This is a genomic window from Flavobacterium sp. W22_SRS_FP1 (genome assembly GCF_052113685.1).
Lineage (GTDB): Bacteria > Bacteroidota > Bacteroidia > Flavobacteriales > Flavobacteriaceae > Flavobacterium.
Genome location: NZ_JBGQOE010000004.1, coordinates 123757 through 146434, shown reverse-complemented (window position 1 = coordinate 146434; position 22678 = coordinate 123757). Strand labels below are relative to the sequence as shown.

Annotated in this window: 14 protein-coding genes and 1 tRNA gene; 10 read left to right on the top strand and 5 right to left on the bottom strand. The window is 36.0% G+C overall.

The window, feature by feature from the left end; translation table 11 throughout:
- Positions 1–14 precede the first annotated feature (14 nt).
- Positions 15–2855, bottom strand: coding sequence for a DNA polymerase I (polA, locus tag ACEN2H_RS04080; RefSeq protein ID WP_441730654.1), 2841 nt, complete (start codon positions 2853–2855; stop codon positions 15–17).
- A gap of 273 nt (positions 2856–3128) precedes the next feature.
- Here polA and ACEN2H_RS04075 point away from each other — a divergent pair, with 273 nt between their 5' ends.
- On the top strand, positions 3129–4361 hold the full coding sequence (locus ACEN2H_RS04075; RefSeq protein WP_441730652.1) for a metallophosphoesterase: 1233 nt from the start codon (positions 3129–3131) through the stop codon (positions 4359–4361).
- A 74-nt stretch (positions 4362–4435) separates the two neighbouring features.
- Positions 4436–4732 (top strand): thioredoxin family protein, encoded by a 297-nt coding sequence (locus ACEN2H_RS04070; RefSeq protein WP_441730650.1) that lies wholly within the window; start codon positions 4436–4438, stop codon positions 4730–4732.
- A 20-nt stretch (positions 4733–4752) separates the two neighbouring features.
- On the opposite strand, the gene ACEN2H_RS04065 is transcribed toward ACEN2H_RS04070, so the two are convergent.
- On the bottom strand, positions 4753–5400 hold the full coding sequence (locus tag ACEN2H_RS04065; RefSeq protein ID WP_441730648.1) for a polysaccharide deacetylase family protein: 648 nt from the start codon (positions 5398–5400) through the stop codon (positions 4753–4755).
- A gap of 87 nt (positions 5401–5487) precedes the next feature.
- Positions 5488–8799: a protein O-mannosyl-transferase family gene (locus ACEN2H_RS04060; RefSeq protein WP_441730647.1), complete on the bottom strand. Its 3312-nt coding sequence runs from the start codon at positions 8797–8799 to the stop codon at positions 5488–5490.
- 238 nt (positions 8800–9037) lie between these two features.
- Here ACEN2H_RS04060 and ACEN2H_RS04055 point away from each other — a divergent pair.
- Positions 9038–9108, top strand: a tRNA-Gln gene (locus ACEN2H_RS04055).
- A 106-nt stretch (positions 9109–9214) separates the two neighbouring features.
- Here ACEN2H_RS04055 and ACEN2H_RS04050 read toward each other — a convergent pair.
- Positions 9215–10039 carry a universal stress protein gene (locus tag ACEN2H_RS04050; RefSeq protein WP_441730645.1) on the bottom strand — a complete coding sequence of 275 codons (825 nt, stop codon included), beginning with the start codon at positions 10037–10039 and terminating at the stop codon, positions 9215–9217.
- A gap of 173 nt (positions 10040–10212) precedes the next feature.
- Between ACEN2H_RS04050 and rimP the strand changes: the two genes are divergently transcribed.
- Genes rimP through infB form a run of 3 tightly spaced genes read left to right on the top strand, consistent with a single transcriptional unit; the run spans position 10213 to position 14897 of the window.
- Positions 10213–10677 carry a ribosome assembly cofactor RimP gene (rimP, locus tag ACEN2H_RS04045; protein ID WP_441730643.1) on the top strand — a complete coding sequence of 155 codons (465 nt, stop codon included), beginning with the start codon at positions 10213–10215 and terminating at the stop codon, positions 10675–10677.
- Between the two features lie 13 nt (positions 10678–10690).
- Complete coding sequence (gene nusA, locus ACEN2H_RS04040) at positions 10691–11944, top strand: transcription termination factor NusA (RefSeq protein ID WP_441730641.1); 1254 nt, start codon at positions 10691–10693, stop codon at positions 11942–11944.
- Positions 11945–11993: 49 nt separating this feature from the next.
- Complete coding sequence (infB, locus tag ACEN2H_RS04035) at positions 11994–14897, top strand: translation initiation factor IF-2 (RefSeq protein ID WP_441730639.1); 2904 nt, start codon at positions 11994–11996, stop codon at positions 14895–14897.
- A gap of 802 nt (positions 14898–15699) precedes the next feature.
- Here infB and ACEN2H_RS04030 read toward each other — a convergent pair.
- Positions 15700–16089 (bottom strand): SPOR domain-containing protein, encoded by a 390-nt coding sequence (locus ACEN2H_RS04030; protein WP_441730638.1) that lies wholly within the window; start codon positions 16087–16089, stop codon positions 15700–15702.
- A gap of 218 nt (positions 16090–16307) precedes the next feature.
- On the opposite strand from ACEN2H_RS04030, the gene ACEN2H_RS04025 reads away from it, so the two are divergent.
- The 4 genes from ACEN2H_RS04025 to ACEN2H_RS04010 are packed head-to-tail and all read left to right on the top strand — an operon-like array spanning position 16308 to position 22674.
- Positions 16308–17630: a c-type cytochrome gene (locus ACEN2H_RS04025; protein WP_441730636.1), complete on the top strand. Its 1323-nt coding sequence runs from the start codon at positions 16308–16310 to the stop codon at positions 17628–17630.
- A 32-nt stretch (positions 17631–17662) separates the two neighbouring features.
- Positions 17663–20716, top strand: coding sequence for a TAT-variant-translocated molybdopterin oxidoreductase (locus tag ACEN2H_RS04020; protein ID WP_441730634.1), 3054 nt, complete (start codon positions 17663–17665; stop codon positions 20714–20716).
- Between the two features lie 37 nt (positions 20717–20753).
- Positions 20754–22157, top strand: coding sequence for an NrfD/PsrC family molybdoenzyme membrane anchor subunit (gene nrfD / locus ACEN2H_RS04015; protein ID WP_441730632.1), 1404 nt, complete (start codon positions 20754–20756; stop codon positions 22155–22157).
- Entirely contained in the window at positions 22150–22674 is a 525-nt protein-coding gene (locus ACEN2H_RS04010; RefSeq protein WP_441730631.1) for a DUF3341 domain-containing protein, read from the top strand. Before nrfD ends, ACEN2H_RS04010 begins: the two co-directional genes overlap by 8 nt.
- Positions 22675–22678: the final 4 nt, after the last annotated feature.

The following is a 22678-nucleotide window of genomic DNA, read 5'->3' as shown; positions in this document are numbered from 1 at the left end:
CTTCTTTTTTAATGTTAATGTGCTTCCAGCCAATCTTTTCCAACTCCCAATTCTACATCTAAAGGAACCTCTAGTTTAAAAGCATGTTCCATTTCGTATTTGATCATTTCCTTCATTTCTTCCAACTCTGAATTGTGAACATCAAACACAAGTTCATCATGAACTTGAAGCAACATTTTACTCTTATAGTTTTTAGAAATCAGTTTTTTATGGATGTTAATCATCGCGATTTTAATAATGTCGGCCGCACTTCCTTGTATCGGTGCGTTTACGGCATTTCGTTCTGCTCCACCACGTACAATAGCGTTTTGGGAGTTGATGTCCTTTAAATAACGACGGCGTCCCAGCACGGTCTGTACATATCCATTTTCTCTCGCAAATTCGATTTGCTCATGGATGTAGGTTTTTAATCGAGGATAGGTTTTGTAATAGGCTTCGATTAAGGCGGCACTTTCTGAACGGGAGAGTGATGTTTGATTACTCAGTCCAAAAGCAGAAACACCGTATATTATTCCAAAGTTTACTGTCTTTGCATGGCTACGTTGTTCTCTGGTGACTTCTTCCAATGGAACGTCAAACACTTTAGAAGCAGTTGATTTATGAATATCTTCGTTATTCAAAAAGGCTTTTATCATGTTTTCCTCTCCACTCAGTGCGGCAATGATACGTAACTCTATTTGAGAGTAATCGGCAGATACCAGGGTATAGTTCTCGTCTCTTGCCACAAATGCTTTTCTTATTTGTCTCCCTCGTTCCGTGCGGATAGGAATGTTTTGTAAGTTAGGATTGTTAGAGCTCAAACGGCCCGTAGCGGCTACGGTTTGCATATAATCAGTGTGTACTCTCAAGGTGACGGGATCGACTTGATTTGGCAAAGCGTCAACGTAAGTATTTTTTAGCTTAACTAATTGGCGCCAGTCAAGAATGTCTTTTACAATTTGATTTTCGTTAGCTAAGTAGCTTAAGACTTCTTCGCCCGTGGCATATTGGCCTGTTTTTGTTTTCTTTTGTTTGGTTCCGCCAATTTTTAACTTGTCAAATAAAACATCTCCAAGTTGCTTGGGTGAAGCTAAATTGAAATTTTCTCCTGCTACTTCATAGATAGCAGCTTCATGCCTTTTAATGTCATTGTCCAAATCGTGCGATAGCGACTTAAGGAAATCAGTGTCTAATCTGATGCCTTCTTTTTCCATATCTGCCAAAACTTTTACCAAAGGAATTTCAATCTCTTCGAATAGTTTTTTGGTCTCCGTTTTTTCCAGTTCGACAGAGAACAGTTGCTTTAACTGAAAGGTAACATCGGCATCTTCTGCTGCATATTCTTTGATGTCCTCCAGCTCAACTTCACGCATTGACTTCTGGTTCTTGCCTTTTTTTCCAATTAATGTCTCGATGGACTTTGGAGAGTATTTCAAATAGGTTTCGGACAGGATGTCCATATTATGCCTCATATCTGGATTGATCAGATAGTGAGCGATCATCGTATCAAATAATTTCCCTTCTACATTAATGTTATAATTAGAGAGGATTTTGAGATCATATTTTAAGTTTTGACCAATTTTCTCGATAGATTCATTTTCAAAAAAGGGAATAAATTTATCGATCAAAACCTGAGCTTCTTCTTTGTCTTCAGGAAAAGGAACGTAATACCCTTTGCCTTTTTCGAATGAAAATGAAATACCTACAAGTTCCGCATGTAGTGCGTCCAGTCCGGTAGTCTCCGTGTCAAAACAAACAGACTCTTGTTTTAGTAAGTTTTGCAACAGCAACTTCACGCCCAAGTCGCCTTGGATAATCTGATATGAATGCTCTGTGTTTTCTAACGTATTGTAATATTGGTGATGCGTGGCATCTGAAGCTTCGTTCGGTATCGCACTTGCGAAAAGATCAAACTGTTCCTCTTTTTTTGGTTGTTGGTTTTTATATAGTTTGGCTTCTTCGGCAGCTGTGTTAGTTGTTGCAGTCCCGCCTTTTTTGAATATGGCATCAAATTGTTCTGCCATTCTTCGAAACTCCAACTCATTAAAAAGAGCATCTGTTTTCTCGACATCAGGAGTTGATAATTCATAATCAGTTTCGTTAAAAACTACGGGGCAATCAAGAAGTATAGTAGCTAACGTTTTAGATAAAAGCCCTTTTTCTTTGTTTGCTTCAATATTCTCTTTCATTTTTCCTTTCAGCTTATCGGTATTTGCTAAAAGATTTTCCATTGTCCCAAATTCTTTTAGGAATTTCTTCGCCGTAACCTCACCTACGCCGGGAAGTCCAGGAATATTATCGGCGGCATCTCCCATCATACCCAGAAAATCAATTACTTGGTCGGGTCTTTCTATCTCGAATTTTTTTAAAACTTCAGGAACGCCCCAAATTTCTATTCCATTGCCCATTCTAGCAGGCTTGTACATAAAAATATTTTCAGACACTAGTTGAGCAAAATCCTTGTCAGGGGTAACCATAAAGACTTTGTAATTTTCTTTTTCAGCTTGTTTTGCAATGGTTCCTATAAGGTCATCGGCCTCATAACCTTTTACTTCTATGATGGGTATGTGCATGGCACGCAATAAATCTTGTATGTAAGGAACGGCTATTTTAATAGCTTCTGGGGTTGCGTCGCGATGCGCTTTATACTCTGGAAAAATATCATTTCTTAAGTCACTTCCTCCATTATCAAAAGCAACTGCTAAATGATCCGGTTTTTCCCTTTTTATTACATCCATCAAGGAATTCATAAATCCCATAATTGCTGAAGTGTCCATTCCTTTGGAATTGATTCGGGGATTTTTTATAAAAGCATAATAACCGCGAAAGATTAAAGCATAAGCGTCGAGTAGAAAAAGGCGTTTTTGTTGTGACATAATTATTATTTTGAAAAGATTTCAAAAGTACAAAACTTAAAAGATAAAGAAGTGACTGATTTTAATATTTATAATATTGGGCAGATTGGGGTTTTGTTTTTCGAATTTCTTTGTTTTGTGTTTCGGTATTGGCTTAAATCAGAGTGTGATTTATTGAATTTTAAAGAATGCTAGCCTGACAATATAAATTTAGGACGATTTTTGTTAAATATTGATTAATATAAAGTCATAGTAGTTTCTTAATTTGTTATTTTGCCTAAAAATATAATTATAATGTTTGTGCGTATATTTCTACTAAGTTTTGTTCTTCTTATAATTGAGCTTTATGCTTTTCAGGCTTTAAAAACTTTGGTAAAGTTAAGATGGGTTTTGGTTTCTTACCAAATAATCAGTGTTGTAATCTTAATTTTTATCGTCTATTCCTTTACGAAATTTGACCGTTCTGTAGGTCAGACACAACAAACCATGTTTACCATGGGGTTGCTTTTGGTGGTGTACATCCCAAAGATGATTTTAACTTTATTATTGCTCGGTGAGGATATTTTCAGGATTGGTGCTGGTTCCGTAAATTATTTTTTGGAAAATGACAATGTAAGCTTTCTTAGTTCAAGACGAAGATTTGTGAGTCAGATAGGATTAGGTCTAGCGGCAATCCCTTTCATGTCATTGATTTATGGGGTAACCATAGGAAAGTATAATTATAAAGTGATAAAACAACGCATATTTTTTCCCGATTTGCCTGAGGCTTTTGACGGTTTTACGATAACACAAATATCAGATGTGCACAGTGGCAGTTTTGATAACCCCGAGAAGATTAATTATGCTATTGATTTGGTTAATGAGCAAAACTCAGATATGATTTTGTTTACCGGTGATATCGTTAATACAGATGCTAAAGAAATGCATCCTTGGATAGAGACATTCAACAGGATTAAGGAACATGAGTTTGGGAAATATTCTGTATTGGGGAACCATGATTACGGGGAGTATGTTACTTGGCCTACTGAAAAAGATAAAGAAGATAATTTTCAAGCCATAAAAAATCTTTATGGACAAATTGGATTTAAACTGATGTTGAATGAGCATACTTATATTGAAAAGGGGAGTGATAAAATCGCTTTAATTGGCGTGGAGAACTGGGGTCATAATTTTAAAAAGGCTGGAGATATTGATAAAGCAACTCAACATATAGACAAAAAAGATTTTAAAATTTTAATGAGTCATGATCCGAGCCATTGGGATTATGAGATCAAAAACCATGAAAGCAATTTTCACTTAACGCTTTCTGGACATACGCACGGAATGCAGTTTGGGATCGAGATTCCAGGCTACTTCAAGTGGAGTTTAGCACAATATGTTTATGCGCAATGGGCTGGTTTGTATGAAAATTTGGGAAGGTATGTTTATGTAAATCGGGGTTTTGGATTTCATGCTTACCCTGGAAGGGTGGGGATTATGCCTGAGATTACTGTCATAGAACTAAAAAAAGGCAAGAGTGTGGCATAATTCGTTAAAAACGCTACATTTGTAAATTAATGTCTAGGATTTTAAATAAATTTAAATATTAAATTTTTGGTATTATGTCAAAATTTGGAGAACTTATAAGCACAAACGTACCTGTGTTGATTGATTTTTATACAGATTGGAATGAATCATCGGTTTCCATGCATCCTGTTATTAGAGATGTTGCGGCTGCTCTTGGGGACAAGGCCAAAGTCATTAAAATTGACGTAGACAAAAATCAAGAATTAGCGGATGCTTTACGTATTAAAGGATTACCTACACTTATGATATACAAGGCAGGGCAAATGATCTGGAGACAATCAGGGGAGCTGGATGCCAATACTCTTATTAGTATTGTGCAAGAGCAATTGTAATTTCTAAGCCAATACTTACATTAAATCGTTTCGTAATTAAAGTTGTTTTCATCTAGATAATCCAAAACCTTAGGTAGTGCGTATTCAAGATTTTTGAATGCTTTTACACTGTCGTGAAAAACTATTATACTTCCCGGTTTTATCTTTGAAATCACATTCTTCAAACATTTCTCTTTTGATATAGTTTGATCAAAATCAGCACTTAGCACATCCCACATTATAATTTTGTATCCTTGTTTAAGTACTTCTTTTGCCTGTTTCGGTTTAATTTTACCATAAGGAGGTCGGAATATTTTAGACTTTTTGTTATTAGCTTCTAATATCAGATTAGAAATCGAATCGTCACAAAGCGAAATGTTAGCAGAATATTCCTCTGTGGTTGTTTCCCATCCGTTTAAATGATTAAAAGTGTGATTCCCTATGTGATGGCCAATCTTGATTATTTTTGTAAATATCAACGGGTATGCCTCTATGTTTTTTCCTATACAAAAGAAAGTGGCTTTCGCATTGTGCTGATGCAACTGTTCTAATACCCATTCTGTAATTTGAGGTGTAGGTCCGTCATCAAACGTAAGATAAATTTCATTCTCATTATTGGGTAAATCCCATACATATTTAGAAAACAGTTTCTTTATGATCGAATGTGTTTTTATCCAGTAAAACCCCATGTTTCTTTTTTAGTTTAAAAGTAAAAAAAAAGCGGCATAATCTCAAGATTATGCCGCTTTTTTAAAGCCTTAGTTTTATTTAAAATATCACTCTTTTTCACGGCCAAATCGCTCAAACATATTGACGTAAGTGTTGAAAATGCTTTTGTTCTTGTTGTAAAAAGCCAAGTCCCCATTTTCTTTCATTACCTGTAATAAGCTTCTGTAGCGCTCAATATCTGTTATTATGTCAATCGCAATGCTGCTCTGGTGAGAAGGTGGTAAAGTTGTATAATAGTTGAGATTCTCTTTGTATTTAGTCATCAATTTCTCCAAAAGATCTTGTGCCTTCGCTTTTTCACCAACTTGGTAGTATCCTTTTGTAAACGGTTCCACCAAAGAGTAATAGCCAAATTTATCAAGCGGCATTTTTGCCATGGCCAAGTCAATGACTTTTTTAGCCTTTCCGATTTGTCGTTCTTCAATCAATTTATCCATCAATCGGGCAAGATTCGTTCTGTAGGTTATGCTTTCCCTTCTGGTTTCTGGATCATGATATATTTTATCGCTCTCACTATTTCCCCATTCCCAGTTCATGATATTGGTGTACATTTTATCAGAATCTATTTGCCCCATATCTAATGGGCTTCCGTCCTTAGGAATCTTTGTTTGTAGAGGGACTAATTTATAAACCATACCGTCTAGTTGAAGGTATTCTTTCATCCAAAGGTAGTCTTCGTTATCGAAAGCTCCGCCGCTAAAGTAAATAGGTCTTTCCCAGTTGTTATTGGCTACAATATCAAGCATCATCAGTCTGTTTTTATAAATTGCATTTCCTTTAATGTTGATGTCGATATAAGGAACTATGGAATCATTATATTTAGCCGCAACTACCTTGTTTTTTATTATATTTTCCTTGTCAATAGGAATTCTTATTTTATTTGTTGGGTAAAAATGGATCGTTTGCCCATTCTGCATACTAACAGTCGACTTTGGGTTTTTAATAAAATCAATGAAGTCTTTTAGATCCCATCTGCTTTCTGTTTTTGGAATATGAACCACGTAATCCAGTTTATCTCCCACATATTGGTCATGTGTGAATGAAATAGGCAATGGCTCTGACTCATAGGTTTTGGTTTTCATTTGGTCAATATACCAATCGGTCATGAAAAGACTCGTGTTTACGATCTTAACGTCGGTTCTTATTTTTTCGATTTCTTGCGCATACCATAAGGGGAAGGTGTCATTGTCGCCTATGGTGAATAAAATGGCATTGGGGTCGCAGGAAGTCAAATAGGCTTTGGCCATAGCTAAAGCGGTATATTTTCCAGAGCGATCGTGATCATCCCAGTTTTGTGATGCCATAAGAACCGGTGCGGCTAGTAAACTAGCACAGATAATTACAGGTCCTATAATTTTAGGAGCTAAATACTTTCGGGCGCTATCATAGAGTGCATAAACCCCAAACCCGATCCAAATTGCAAACACATAAAACGAACCAACTAAGGCATAGTCCCTCTCTCTAGGTTCAAAGGGCCTTTCGTTCAAATATATCTTTAAGGCAAATCCAGTAAAAAGAAATAGAACCATTAAGACATAAAAACTTTTTAAATCTTTCTCGGCATGATATAGTAAGCCAATGATTCCCAGTAAGAAAGGTAAAAAGTAATAAACATTACGGCCCTTGTTGTTTAACACATCAGAGGGTAAGTTGTCTTGAGACCCTACATGCAATTCGTCAATAAACTTTATTCCACTAAGCCAATTTCCGTCTTGATTATCATATCTTCCTTGTACATCATTTTGTCTACCAACAAAATTCCACATCAAATACCTCCAATACATATAGCCAAATTGGTATTCGAACATGAAGCTAAAATTATCTACAGCTGTTGGTTTATCAATAATCAAATATTCGCCATAGCTTTTTAGGAATTTTACGTAGCCATCATTGTCAATTTGTTTTTGGGCATAGGCACTTCTAAATTCAGCTACAGTTTTTTGGATCTCATTTTTGAGCTGCGCTATCGCTCTATTGTAATCCTCTTCAGATATTTTATTTACATCAACTCCGTATTTTGCTAAATCTTCTGCATATGGATATGCAGGATTTAATCTAAAAGCTGGAGCATTCGTGAAGTTCATGTAATTCTCGATATGATCTGTGCTCCACATTCTAGGAAGAAAGGTTTTTTGGGCATCGTCACTATTTTGAACAGAATTTTTGAAATTATTTGTGATAATATATTTACCTATATTATAATCCCTTTCGTAGTTGGGGGCCTTGTCAAGATAAGGCTTGTCACTGTCCAGTCCCGCAAAAGTTTCTGTATATTGGGGGCCGTAAAACAAAGGGTTTACGCCATATTGTTCTCTATTATAATAGGCAAGAACCTCTGTAGCATCCGACGGTTTGTTTTCATTAATCACCGTATTCACGTTTGCCCTGATGGGAAGCATCATCCAAGTAGAAAACCCGATTAAAATAAATAAAACACATAAAAGGAGTGTGTTGTACTGAACCATCCCTTTGTTTTGGGTGTATTTTAATGCAAAATAAAAGAAAGCAATAAGGAGTAGTGTTACAAAAATAGTTCCCGAATTAAAGGGCATCCCAAAGCTGTTTACCATAAAGATCTCGCTTTTAGCAAAGAACGCCATTGTTAATGGCAATAGTAATTTAAAAATAAACAGTAAGACAGAAATCACGACAACATTTGCGATAATGAAGTTCTTAATGGTAACGGTTTTGTAATGTTTAAAAAAGTACAAAAGTCCAATAGAAGGAATTGTCAGTAGCGCCATAAAGTGAACCCCAAATGATAATCCAATAACTAAAGAAATTACTAGTAACCATCTGTTTCCTCTTGGGGAATCCATATCCTGTTCCCAGCGCAAGCCAAGCCAAAAAAGTAAAGATATAAGTAGGGTAGCCATAGCATACACTTCTGCTTCCACTGCATTAAACCAAAAACTGTCTGAATAGGTATAGGCCAAAGCACCAACAAAGGAACTTCCCAGAATCACAATGGAATTACTTTTATTAATTTGATTTGTCGAATCATTTTTATCGTTCGAATCTGAAATTCTGGAAATCAGTTTTTTCAAAATCATCGAGGAGGACCAAAATAAAAATAAAATGGTAAATGCGCTTGAAAAAACGGAGGTCATATTTACCATTAAGGCAATGTGTTCATAGTCTGAGGTAAACATGGCAAAAAAAGCACCAATCATTTGAAACAAGGGGGCTCCGGGTGGATGTCCAACTTCAAGTTTTGCTGCAGTGGCAATATATTCACCACAATCCCAAAAACTCATTGTTGGCTCAACGGTTAAGGTGTAGGTTATTAATGCAATCCCGAATGCTAACCAACCAATAATCGTATTCCATCTATTGAAGTTGAATGTCTCCTTATTCATGTATTGAATTTTAGTTTTATTATATGTCACAAAGAAAATGTTTTTTTAGTTAAGGTCATGAGCATTCGGTAATTTTTCTGTCAAACTAATTAAATTTGGTAACGTATTGGTTTTAAGTAATTTTCGGAATGGTGTTTGGTTGCGCAGAATTGTATTGAATTTATTTTTGATAAAAGTGTGAAAAAAGTTTGTGCAAACTAAAATTTATTATAAATTTGCACTCGCTTAACAGCGCTGATGGTCTATGGTGTAATGGTAACACAACTGTTTTTGGTACAGTCGTTCAAGGTTCGAGTCCTTGTAGACCAACTTAATGCCTCTCAATTTTTGAGAGGCTTTTTTTATGCTTTTTAGTAGATGACTAGGTTGAATTAAAATTTTTCCCTGCTCAATCGCTTTGTCAAGTAAACGTCGATTAAATTTTAAAAGTGATTACTGGTTTTATGGAATGGTTTACTAAGTCTTCACTAACGCTTCCTGTAAAAAAGTGTGCTAAGCCTGTCCGGCCGTGGGTGCATAATCCAATTAAATCTGCATCTATCGAATTAGAAAAGTTTAAGATTCCTTTTTCTATATTTAGATCATTGTAAATTTGGGTGCTATAGTTTTTAAGCTTAAAGCCAGAGATGAAATTGCTTATTATTTGTTCTGAAACGGCGGTGCTTTTAAAGCTATTCGGAGTGCAAATCATTACTAAATTAATTTTGGCATCAAAAATCGAGGCGAATTCTACCATCTTTTTAAAAGGTTTTTTTATTTCTTTTGAAAAATCTGACGCAAAAACAAAGTTAGTAGGTGTAAATTCAGGGGTTTTCTTTTTAATAACTAGAACTGGAACATCTGACAATCGGACTATTTTTTCGGTATTAGAACCAATAAGTACTTCTTCGATGCCAGAAATTCCGTGAGAACCCATAACAATTAAATCTATTTCATTTTTTTTGCTAAAAGACAGTATTCCTTCAAAAGTTCTTCCAATCGTGATGGATTCAGTGACCTTCACCCCTTTTAAATAATCTTTTCCTTTGATTTTTTGGAGGGTCTCGTTTATCGTTCTTATAAACAGCATCACCTCGGGTATACCGGCTGCCCCTGTTATAGCATCATTAATTTGGGTCGGTATTTCCAACATATGTATTAAAAATATTTCCCCTTTAGTTTTTTTTGCTATTTGAGCGGCCACCTGTAATGCGTTGTTCGCATGCGCTGAAAAATCGGTTGGAACAAGAATTCGTTTCATGATACGAAAGATTTAATTGTCGAAAAACCTTTATTTTAAGGCTTTAATAAAGATAAGAAATATTTTTACAGCATTCTATTATTTCAATTTATAAAAAAAACACTATATTTGCACGGTTATTTATTAAAAACTAAGTAATGAGGGGACTAAATGTCCCCTCTTTTTATAAAAATATGGTATTTAAAGAAAAAGTAAATTTATTGTTGACAGAAGCTCTCGCAGAAAAGCCGTCGCTTTTTTTGATAGATGTGACTATCACGGATGCTTTTAAAGTAATTATAACTTTAGATGATGACAATGGAGTGGTTATACAAGATTGCATTGATGTTAGTCGTGTAATTGAGAATAATTTAGATAGAGAAGAGCAAGATTTTTCTTTAGAAGTGGCTTCAGCTGGGGTTTCATCGCCATTGAAAAACATCAGACAATACAAGAAAAACGTAGGTAGAACATTAATTGTGAAAACTGAAACAGAAAATATAGAGGCAGAATTAGTGGAAGCTAACGATGATTTTGTAATTTTGTCTTGGAAAGCAAGAGAACCTAAAAAAATAGGAAAAGGTAAAGAGACGGTACAAAAGACCCTCGAAGTGCCTTATGGAGATATAAAAGAAGCAATTGTTACAGTAACATTTTAATTAAAGAATTCGCATGGAAAACTTAGCATTAATCGATTCCTTCTCAGAGTTTAAAGATGACAAACTCATTGATCGTGTAACGCTTATGGCAATTTTAGAAGATGTATTTAGAAATGCATTGAAAAAAAAATACGGTTCAGACGATAATTTCGATATTATCATAAATCCTGACAAAGGAGATATGGAAATTTGGAGAAGAAGAATAATCGTTGCTGATGAAGATCTAGATTTTGAAAACGAGGAAATTACTTTGACAGAAGCTAGAAAAATTGAGCCGGATTTTGAAATTGGTGAAGATGTTTCTGAAGAGGTCAAGTTGATTGATTTAGGAAGAAGAGCGATCTTGGCTTTGCGCCAAAATTTGATTTCTAAAATTCACGAACACGATAATACAAATCTTTATAAGCAATTTAAAGATTTAATAGGCGAAATATATACTGCCGAAGTGCATCACGTGAGACCTAGAGTGGTTATTCTAGTTGATGATGAAGGAAACGAAATCATTTTGCCAAAAGAAAAACAAATACCATCTGATTTTTTCCGTAAAGGAGATAACATTCGTGGGATTATAGAAAGCGTTGAGCTAAAAGGGAATAAACCACAAATTGTTATGTCCAGAACCTCTGAGACATTTTTGGAAAAATTATTTGAACAAGAAATTCCTGAAGTTTTTGATGGATTGATATTGGTTAAAAAGGTTGTAAGAATACCAGGCGAAAAAGCGAAAGTAGCCGTAGACTCTTATGATGACAGAATTGATCCTGTTGGAGCTTGTGTAGGAATGAAAGGGTCTCGTATACACGGAATTGTACGTGAATTAGGAAATGAAAATATTGATGTTATTAATTATACTGATAACATACAATTGTACATAACGAGAGCATTAAGCCCTGCAAAAATATCTTCTATTAAAATTAATGAAGAGACTAAAAGAGCTGAAGTGTTTTTGAAACTTGAAGAAGTTTCTAAAGCGATTGGTAGAGGTGGTCATAATATTAAATTGGCTGGACTTCTTACTGGTTATGAGTTAGACGTTATTCGCGAAGGGGATGTTGCTGGCGCAGCTGCTGACGATGATGATGTGGAATTAACTGAGTTTTCAGATGAAATTGAAGACTGGGTTATTGAAGAATTTGCTAAAATTGGATTGGATACCGCAAAAAGTATTTTGAAGCAAGATGTAGAAGATTTAGTGAGAAGAACCGACCTAGAAGAGGAAACAATTCTAGATGTAATGCGCATATTGAAGGAAGAGTTTGACAGTTAAGTCTATGCTTCTAACAACACAACAAAAAAGGTAATAATAAAAAGGTTTTATGTCTGAAGAGAGAATTATTAGAATAAACAAAGTTTTAAGGGAATTGAATATTTCTTTGGAAAGAGCTGTGGATTATCTAAAAGATAAAGGAATTGCCATTGAAGCAAATCCAAACACAAAAATTTCCGATGATGTATACAATGTCTTGTGCGGTCAGTTTGCAGGTGATAGAGGCAAAAAAGAGGCTTCAAAAGAAGTAGGCGAAGAGAGGAGAAAAGAGAAAGAAGCTTTGCGTGTTGAAAGAGAAAAGGAAATCGAAGATAAGCGCAAGCACGAAGAAGAAATCCTTAAACAACAGCAAGAAGTCGTAAAAGCGAGAGCTGTTATAGCCGGTCCTGTTCAAGTTGGGAAAATAGATCTTGATAAAAAGAAGGCGCCCGCGGCTCCGGCTAAGGAAGCTGTTGAAAAAGCAGAAGCTCCTAAGGTTGAGGAACCTAAAGCAGAGACTCCAAAAGCTGAAGTTGTAGCTGAAAAGCTAGTAGTTAAAGCACCTGTGGAGGGCAAAGTTGATTCAGACAAAAAAGAGACAAAACCTGTTGCTGGAATTAAAATAGCTAAGAAAGTAGAGAAACCTGAGGTTGTTGGGGAATCCACCAGGGTTGCTGCTACAGAAGCGAAGGCTGCTCCCAAAACGACGGAAACCCCTGTTGAGGAAGCACTAACTACGCAATATCAAAAATTATCGGGAACCAAGTTAACTGGACAGACTATTGACTTGTCTCAGTTTAATAAACCGAAAAAGAAAAAAGAAGAGCCTAAAATTACTCCAAACAAACCGGGAGCTGCTGGTAGTGCCGCGAGTAATGCTAATAAAAATAAACGTAAAAGAATTGCGCCAAAACCTAGTACGCCTAGACCTCCTGGAGTTCCTGGTGCGCCAAACCCTAATAAAATTACACCGAATGTTGGTGGGGGCGGTTATAATGCTAATAGAAGTTCTAGACCTGGATTCGTAAAAGGAAACAGACCAGCGATCGTTGCAAAAGTAGAGCCTACCGAAGAGGAAGTTAAAAACCAAATTCGTGAGACTTTAGAGAAACTACAAGGTAAAAAAGGGGGTAAATCTAAAGCGGCCAAATATAGAAGAGACAAAAGAGATACACACCGTCAGAAATCTGATGATGAGCAAAGAGCGATAGACGAAGGAAGTAAAACTATTAAAGTTACTGAATTTGTTACCGTTAGTGAAATTGCAATAATGATGGACGTGCCAATTACCAAGGTTATTGGAACATGTATGTCTCTTGGAATCATGGTTACCATGAACCAGCGTCTTGATGCAGAAACATTGACAATTGTGGCGGATGAATTTGGTTTTGAAGTTGAATTCATTACTGTTGATATCGAAGATAATGTCGAAGTTATTGAGGATAGGGAAGAAGACTTGGTCTTCAGAGCACCTATCGTAACTGTGATGGGTCACGTCGATCACGGTAAAACATCTTTACTAGATTATGTTCGTAAAGAAAATGTTATTGCAGGTGAGTCAGGAGGAATTACACAGCATATTGGTGCCTACGGAGTAACTCTGGATAACGGTCAAAAAATAGCGTTCCTTGATACACCAGGTCACGAGGCGTTTACAGCAATGCGTGCACGTGGAGCTCAAGTTACAGATATTGCCATTATTGTGATTGCTGCAGATGATGATATCATGCCGCAAACAAAAGAAGCAATTAGCCATGCTCAAGCAGCGGGTGTTCCAATTATATTTGCTATAAATAAAGTGGACAAGCCAAATGCTAATCCTGAGAAAATCAAGGAGAAATTGGCAGGTATGAATTTGCTTGTTGAAGATTGGGGTGGAAAATACCAATCCCACGATATCTCAGCAAAAGTGGGAACAGGAGTTAAAGAATTATTAGAAAAAGTTCTATTAGAAGCGGAGGTTTTAGATTTGAAAGCAAATCCAAACAAAGCAGCTCAAGGAACTGTAGTTGAAGCCTTCCTAGATAAAGGGAAAGGATATGTCTCTACCATATTAGTACAACATGGTACACTTAAAGTAGGTGACTATATGTTGGCAGGAAAGCATCACGGTAAGATCAAAGCGATGCATGATGAAAGAGGAAATGTTGTTACGATAGCAGGACCATCTACTCCAGTATCTGTTTTAGGTCTTGACGGGGCTGCAACAGCGGGTGATAAGTTCAATATTTTTGAAGACGAAAAAGAAGCAAAACAAATTGCATCGAAACGTTCTCAATTAATGCGTGAACAATCAGTTCGTACACAACGTCATATTACTTTAGATGAAATTGGACGTAGAATAGCATTAGGTCAATTTAAAGAGTTGAACGTGATCCTTAAGGGAGATGTTGATGGTTCTGTTGAAGCATTATCTGACTCGTTTTCTAAATTATCTACTGAAGAGATTCAAATTAATATTATACATAAAGGTGTTGGAGCAATTACTGAAACTGACGTTATGTTGGCCTCAGCTTCTGATGCAATCATTATCGGATTTAATGTTCGTCCTGCTGGAAATGCAAGACAGTTAGCAGACAAAGAAGAAATTGATATTCGTTATTATTCTATTATCTATGCAGCTATCGATGACTTGAAGGATGCAATGGAAGGAATGCTAGCGCCTGAGATGAAAGAAGAAATTCTGGGTACTGCTGAAATTAGAGAGATATTCAAAATCTCTAAAGTAGGTTCAATCGCGGGTTGTATGGTTATGGACGGTAAGATCTCAAGAAATTCAAGAATCAGAATTATCCGTGAAGGAGTTGTGGTTCATTCAGGTGAGCTTATCGCACTGAAACGTTTCAAAGATGATGTCAAAGAAGTGGCTAAAGGCTATGATTGTGGTATCCAAATTAAAGGATACAATGATATCGAAGAAAGAGATGTTATTGAAGCTTACCACGAGGTAGCAATAAAAAAGAAATTGAAATAGAATTTCCAATATGTTTAATTAAAAATCCCGATTCGTCGGGATTTTTTTTGTTTTAAGTATTTTCCCCAATATAAGTATTACAAGAAAGAGCTTAAAAAAGAGCTTGGTTTATTTATAGTATTAATTTAGATTGTAGAAGCAGTTATGAGTAATATCTACAAAAGGATGCTAAGGTTTGAAGATATAACAGTGATTTTTTTAGAAGTTAAGATCTGAAAAATAATAATAATAATAATAATAGTGGAAAACTTTTACTTTAGCACGTGATATACTTTTATGATGAAAAATAAGATTCATTCTCAAAAACAAGCCCTCCCATAAGCTGAAAATCCCAGATTCAATATATGACAAGTTAGATGAGTTTACTATAGTAGAAAAGAATCTTCAAATAGTCATATAGATGCTTATAATTTAATAGGTAAAAAAAGTGATGGGTCTTGTTATTTGGTTGGTCTTTTGGAGGAACTTATATTGTGCATTACGTTATTAGATGTTTTCACAATCAGACAGAATTAAAAATTAAAAGGTGGTAGTTATTATTCATATCAATCTCTAGTCAAAACTTACGGCGCTGTCATAGCAAGAGGTTTACGAGTAAAAAAGTAACTGCCCAGTGTCTGTGTGGGAGTACTACTTTAGATAGTAACTTACCAGTTTGCTATCAATTTTCGTGCTTGCAGTAAGAGTGAGTTAAATTACATAGTAAATAGGAGGGTCCGCTACACGGTTAGTGTAAAAAAATGCACTTTAATGCGGACTGATTTTTTACTTTAACTTTTTTAACAAAATAATTCATGGCAAATTATTTCTGTGGTTTTATTAAAAGAGCATTTTCATATATTTTCTTGATTTCAATCAGATTTCGTTCCGCTTCGATGCGGTTTTTGAAGTTTCCAATCCATACTTTGTAATTTGGGGTGTTGAATACGATTGTTCCGTCAAGGTTTGCGAAAAGTTCCTTGCAGTCAATTAGTTCCTTTTTTGCTTTCTCTGCGTCTCCACTAATCACCTGTATTTTATAGCGCTCATTTACAGCTATTGAGGGGTTAATTTTTCTTTTTTCGTTCAACAATTGTTCAAACTTTGGGTCTTGTGTGATGTTGACATTTCGATCCTGAGCACTAGAATTAGCGCTTATAATACATAATGCAAAGGAGTAGGAAAGGACTATATTTGTTGGTGAAATTCTCATAAAGTGATGGTTTTTAGGCAAAAATAGTACTTAATGAGAGAATCGAAAAATTAATTACTATTTAGAACAAATATAAATTGAAATTAAGATTATTTTAGGGTTTTGTGAATAGTTCTTAAGTCGTATTTTTGTCGAAGTTTAAAATAGCGGATCAGTTTTTTACATAAGCGTTTATGGAAAGAGCTGTGACAATTTTTAGTAGATAATCATTATTAGTTATGAAAAAGGTGGGTAACCATAATTCGACCTCAAGGAAAATGCTTTTCAGTTTAGCTTTAATGCTGACGTTTTCCTTAACTTCAATTGCGCAAGTTGCTACTCCGGCAGCAGCAGCAGCTGAAGTTCCAGTAGCCACGCAAGGTGGTGACCCAATAAAGGGTAAAGAGCTTTTTAACTCAAATTGTGCTGCGTGTCACAAACTAGATGCTAAGGCAACAGGACCTATGTTAAGAGGTATCGCTTCAAAGCATGATATGCCTTGGCTTTATAAGTGGATTCATAATAGTTCTGCTTTAATTAAGTCTGGAGATGCTGCAGCGGTAAAGGTGTATGAAGAAAACAATAAAGCTGTAATGACCGCTTTTCCTGCGTTGTCAGAAACAGATATTGATGATATTATTGCTTACACTTCAGAACCAAAAGCGGAAGCTCCTGTTCCTGTAGCTGGCACTGCTGTTGCTGGTGCTGCTCAAGAAGGAGGTGTTTCTAATAATATAATCTTGGGTGCTCTTGCTCTTGTTATGACTGTGTTGGTGGTGATGTTGTTCTTAGTGAATAGTGTTCTTAGAAAAGTGGCTAAAGTAAATGGAATAGAAGTTGCTCCACAGGCTCCTACGACACCTATCTGGAAAGCGTTTGCTAAAAATCAATTTTTAGTTCTTGTAACTTCAATATTTTTATTGTTAGCTGGTGCTTATTTTGTCTATGGCTTTTTAATGCAAATAGGCGTAGATCAAAATTACGAGCCGATTCAACCAATTCATTATTCTCATAGAATCCACGCTGGCGATAATGAGATCAATTGTAAGTACTGTCACTCTTCAGCTAGAGTAAGTAAACATTCGGGGATTCCTTCGTTAAATGTTTGTATGAACTGTCATAAGAATATTGCGGAAGTAGCTGAATCAACAGCTACCCCTGAATACAGTAAGGCCTTCTATGATGAGCAAATTCAAAAACTGTATACTGCCGTAGGTTGGGATAAAACTACACAGTCTTACACTGGAAAAACAGAGCCGGTTAAGTGGGTTCGCATCCATAATTTGCCTGATTTTGTTTATTTTAATCACTCGCAGCACGTTACTGTTGCTGGAATAGAATGTCAGACTTGTCATGGTCCTGTTGAGACTTATGAAATTCAGAAACAATTCGCTCCATTAACAATGGGTTGGTGTATTAATTGTCACAGAAAGACTGAAGTTAAAATGAAAGGGAATGAATATTATACAAAAATTCATGATGAGCTTTCTAAAAAATACGGTGTAGACAAGTTGACTGCTGCTCAAATGGGTGGTTTGGAATGCGGAAAATGCCACTATTAATCAAATCATTAAGATTTTAATATTTATATACAATGTCATCAAACAAAAAATACTGGAAAAGTGTTGAAGAACTTGAAAATGGTTCTGTTGTTGAGGCGCTTAGAAATAACGAATTTGTTGAAGCAATTCCTACTGAAGAGTTTTTAGGAAATAGTGACGCACTGTCAACTTCTTCAACATCACGTCGTGATTTTTTAAAGTACGTTGGATTCAGTACTGCAGCAGCTACGCTTGCGGCTTGCGAAGGTCCTGTGAACAAGTCGATACCATACGTATTGCAACCAGAACAAATCATCCCCGGAGTAGCAGATTATTATGCGACTTCCGTATTTGACGGTTTTGATTTCGCAAACTTACTTGTTAAGACACGTGAAGGGCGTCCTATTAAAATAGATAATAATACTATCGCTGGTGCTAAATTTGCTGCTAATGCCAGAGTTCATGCTTCTATATTATCGTTATATGATAATATGCGTTTGAAACAACCGAAAGTTGGGGGTCAAACTTCAACATGGTCTGCTGTAGATGCAAAAATTAAAGCAAGTCTTGTCGATGCTAAAGCTGATGCAGGTCAGGTTGTCTTATTAACCAATACGTTAGCGAGTCCGTCAACTGAAAAGTTGATAGCCGAGTTTATTGCCTTAAATCCAAGTGCGAAGCACGTGGTTTATGATGCGGTTTCTTCATCTGAAGCATTAGATGCATTTGAGATTGTATACGGTGAAAGAGCCTTAGTAGACTATGATTTTTCTAAAGCTTCTCTTATTGTTTCTGTCGGTGCTGATTTTCTTGGAGATTGGCAAGGTGGTGGATACGATTCAGGTTATACCCAAGGTAGAGTTCCTAAAAACGGAAAAATGTCACGTCACATTCAATTAGAAGCGAACATGACTCTCTCTGGTGCTGCTGCTGATAAGCGTTTGGCTATGTCAACTGCAAATCAAAAGCAAGCTTTAGTACACATATACAATATTGTAACTGGCGCATCTGTTTCCGTAAATTTAGATGCTAAGTTTAAAGCGGAAGTAACAAAAGCCGGACAGCAATTGAAGGCCGCTGGATCAGAGGGACTTTTAGTTTCTGGTATTCAAGATAAAAATGCTCAATTATTAGTTTTGGCTATCAACCAGTTTTTAGCTAGTAAATCTTTCACTACTTCTGGGTCAAGGCAAATAAGAAAAGGTTCAAATGAAAAAGTATCTCAGTTAATTAAAGATATGAATGCGGGAAGCGTGCATACTTTGATAATGAGTGGTGTCAATCCAGTTTATACTTTGGCAGATTCAACATTGTTTGTTGATGGGCTCAAGAAAGTTAAAACTTCTGTTTCTTTAACTTTAAAGGAAGACGAAACTGCTTTGGTAAGTACCATTGCGGCTCCTGTCCCTCATTATTTAGAAGCTTGGGGTGATTTAAGCCTTACTAAAGGTACTTATAGCTTAACTCAACCAACGATACGTCCTTTATTCGATACAAAACAACTTCAAGATGTTTTAATGTCATTGAATGGAATGTCTGGTGATTATTACGATTATCTAAAAGCAAGTTCATCAGCGTTTATATCTGGTGCGACTTGGAATAAAATAGTTCATGATGGTGTTAATGTTGGAGTTTCTCAACCGCTATCTGCTGCTTCAGCTGATTATAGTTCTGCTGCTAATGCCTTAGCGCAATCGAAAGCTGCTGATGGTTTTGAACTAGTATTGTATACTAAAACAGGTATGGGTGACGGACAACAAGCTAATAACCCTTGGTTACAAGAGTTTCCAGACCCTATTACCAGAGTGTCTTGGGATAACTATGTTACCGTTTCGAATGCTGATGCTAAACAATTAGGATTGTCTAATGAGATCGTTGCAAATGGTGGTTTGAATGGAAGTTATGCTTCTATTACGACTGCTGATGGTTTGAAATTAGAGAATGTCCCAGTTATTGTTCAGCCGGGTCAAGCTGTTGGAACAATTGGTTTAGCTTTAGGTTACGGTCGTAAAGCTGCTTTAAAAGAAGAAATGCAGGTAGGTTTAAACGCCTATCCTTTATATAAAGGTTTTAACAATGTACAGCCTGTGACATTCGTTAAGGCAGACGGAGAGCATGAGTTTTCTTGTGTTCAAGGTCAAAAAACATTGATGGGTAGAGGAGATATTATCAAAGAAACTACTTTGGAGATATTTAATACTAAAGATGCTGAAGTTTGGAATGAAGTTCCAATGGTATCTTTGAACCATGAAGAAGTAAAAGCTACTTCAGTAGATTTATGGGATTCATTTGATCGTTCAATAGGACATCACTTCAATCTTTCTATTGATTTAAATGCTTGTACCGGTTGTGGTGCTTGTGTAATTGCCTGTCATGCTGAAAACAATGTTCCTGTTGTAGGTAAAGCAGAAATCAGGAGAAGTCGTGATATGCACTGGTTGCGTATAGATAGATATTATTCTTCCGAAGATACGTTTGAAGGGGATAATGAAAGAAAAGATAATATAGCTGGTTTGTCTGATTCGTTGTCTACTTTTAGTGAAATGGAAAAGGCAGGAGATAATCCTCAAGTTTCTTTTCAACCTGTAATGTGTCAACATTGTAATCACGCACCATGTGAGACAGTTTGTCCAGTTGCTGCTACTTCTCATAGTCGTCAAGGTCAAAATCATATGGCTTATAATAGATGCGTTGGTACTCGTTATTGTGCAAACAATTGTCCTTATAAAGTACGTCGTTTTAACTGGTTCTTGTATAACGAAAACAGTGAATTCGATTATCATATGAATGATGATTTAGGACGTATGGTTTTAAATCCAGATGTTAATGTTCGTTCACGTGGAGTTATGGAGAAATGTTCTATGTGTATTCAAATGACACAAGCGACAATTTTAAATGCAAAAAGAGAAGGAAGAGTTGTTGTCGATGGAGAATTTCAAACTGCATGTTCAAACGCTTGTTCTAACGGTGCAATGAAATTTGGAGATGTTAACGATAAAGAATCTGAAATCACTAAACTAGCCGAGGATGAGAGAATGTATCATCTTTTGGAACATGTTGGAACAAAACCAAATGTGATTTATCACGTTAAAGTTAGAAATACCTAGTACAATAAATTATTAATAAGAAACAAGATAAAGGATTATGTCGTCTCACTACGAAGCACCCATTAGAAAACCTTTAGTTATAGGTGATAAAAATTATCACGACGTAACAGTAGATGTAGCTGCGCCTGTGGAAGGTAAAGCAAACAAACATTGGTGGATTGTATTTTCAATCGCACTAGCTGCCTTCCTATGGGGAGTAAGCTGTATAATATACACTGTATCTACAGGAATTGGAACATGGGGATTAAATAAAACAGTTGGTTGGGCATGGGATATCACAAACTTCGTTTGGTGGGTTGGTATTGGTCATGCGGGTACTTTGATTTCGGCAGTATTGTTATTATTCCGTCAACGATGGAGAATGGCGATTAACCGTTCTGCAGAAGCAATGACAATATTCTCAGTTATCCAAGCTGGTTTATTCCCAATCATACACATGGGTCGTCCATGGTTAGCGTACTGGGTACTTCCGATACCAAATCAATTTGGATCCTTATGGGTGAATTTTAACTCACCTCTACTTTGGGATGTATTTGCAATTTCTACTTACTTGTCAGTATCATTAGTATTCTGGTGGACTGGTTTGTTACCTGATTTTGCAATGCTAAGAGATAGAGCGATAACCCCTTTCAATAAGAGAGTTTATTCTATACTTAGTTTTGGATGGAGCGGTAGAGCAAAAGACTGGCAACGTTTTGAAGAAGTATCTTTGGTACTTGCAGGATTAGCTACTCCACTTGTACTTTCTGTACATACTATTGTATCGATGGACTTTGCTACGTCAGTAATACCTGGATGGCATACTACCATATTTCCTCCATACTTTGTTGCAGGTGCGGTTTTTTCAGGATTTGCTATGGTAAACACATTGCTTATTATAATGAGAAAAGTATCTAATCTAGAAGCTTATATCACTATACAGCATATCGAATTGATGAATATTGTAATCATGATTACAGGATCTATAGTTGGTGTTGCTTATATTACAGAGCTTTTTATGGCTTGGTATTCAGGAGTTGAATATGAACAATACGCTTTTTTAAATAGAGCTACAGGTCCTTACTGGTGGGCATATTGGTCAATGATGACTTGTAATGTATTTTCACCTCAGTTTATGTGGTTTAAGAAATTAAGAACAAGTATTATGTTTTCTTTCATAATGTCCATTGTTGTAAACATTGGGATGTGGTTTGAAAGATTCGTAATTATTGTAACTTCATTACATAGAGATTATTTGCCATCTTCATGGACAATGTTTTCGCCAACATTTGTTGACATTGGAATTTTCATAGGAACAATAGGATTCTTCTTTGTTTTGTTTTTATTGTATGCTAGAACTTTTCCGGTGATAGCTCAAGCAGAGGTTAAAACAATATTAAAAGCAACTGGAGATAATTACATTAGAGAAAGAGCAGCTAATAAAGATTTACATCATGAGTAATAAAGTAATTTACGCCATTTATAATGACGATGATATATTGATGGATGCGGTTAAAAAAACCAGAGCAGCTCATCATCATATTGAAGAAGTTTTTTCACCATTTCCTGTACACGGTTTGGATAAAGCGATGGGTCTTGCGCCTACTAGACTTGCGATTTGTGCATTTTTATACGGTTGTGTAGGCATATCAGTAGCTACTTGGATGATGAATTTTATCATGATTCAAGATTGGCCGCAAGATATTGGTGGTAAACCAAGTTTTAGCTATATTGAAAATATGCCGGCATTTGTGCCAATTATGTTTGAATTGACTGTATTTTTTGCGGCGCATTTAATGGTGGTAACTTTTTACATGAGAAGTAAATTGTGGCCGTTTAAGCAAGCGGAGAATCCTGATGTTAGAACAACAGATGATCACTTCCTTATGGAGGTATCCGTTAACGATAATGAAGAAGAATTAGTTTCTTTTTTGAATACTACGGGAGCTGTAGAAGTTAAAGTAATAGAAAAGCATTAATTTA

Bases quoted from the DNA above. Each gene is read 5' to 3' on its own strand.
- infB (WP_441730639.1), top strand. From the start codon at position 11,994: ATGTCTGAAGAGAGAATTATTAGAATAAACAAAGTTTTAAGGGAATTG.
- ACEN2H_RS04065 (WP_441730648.1), bottom strand. From the start codon at position 5,400: ATGGGGTTTTACTGGATAAAAACACATTCGATCATAAAGAAACTGTTT.
- nrfD (WP_441730632.1), top strand. From the start codon at position 20,754: ATGTCGTCTCACTACGAAGCACCCATTAGAAAACCTTTAGTTATAGGT.
- ACEN2H_RS04075 (WP_441730652.1), top strand. From the start codon at position 3,129: ATGTTTGTGCGTATATTTCTACTAAGTTTTGTTCTTCTTATAATTGAG.
- ACEN2H_RS04010 (WP_441730631.1), top strand. From the start codon at position 22,150: ATGAGTAATAAAGTAATTTACGCCATTTATAATGACGATGATATATTG.
- rimP (WP_441730643.1), top strand. From the start codon at position 10,213: ATGGTATTTAAAGAAAAAGTAAATTTATTGTTGACAGAAGCTCTCGCA.
- polA (WP_441730654.1), bottom strand. From the start codon at position 2,855: ATGTCACAACAAAAACGCCTTTTTCTACTCGACGCTTATGCTTTAATC.
- nusA (WP_441730641.1), top strand. From the start codon at position 10,691: ATGGAAAACTTAGCATTAATCGATTCCTTCTCAGAGTTTAAAGATGAC.
- ACEN2H_RS04020 (WP_441730634.1), top strand. From the start codon at position 17,663: ATGTCATCAAACAAAAAATACTGGAAAAGTGTTGAAGAACTTGAAAAT.
- ACEN2H_RS04070 (WP_441730650.1), top strand. From the start codon at position 4,436: ATGTCAAAATTTGGAGAACTTATAAGCACAAACGTACCTGTGTTGATT.
- ACEN2H_RS04050 (WP_441730645.1), bottom strand. From the start codon at position 10,039: ATGAAACGAATTCTTGTTCCAACCGATTTTTCAGCGCATGCGAACAAC.
- ACEN2H_RS04030 (WP_441730638.1), bottom strand. From the start codon at position 16,089: ATGAGAATTTCACCAACAAATATAGTCCTTTCCTACTCCTTTGCATTA.
- ACEN2H_RS04025 (WP_441730636.1), top strand. From the start codon at position 16,308: ATGAAAAAGGTGGGTAACCATAATTCGACCTCAAGGAAAATGCTTTTC.
- ACEN2H_RS04060 (WP_441730647.1), bottom strand. From the start codon at position 8,799: ATGAATAAGGAGACATTCAACTTCAATAGATGGAATACGATTATTGGT.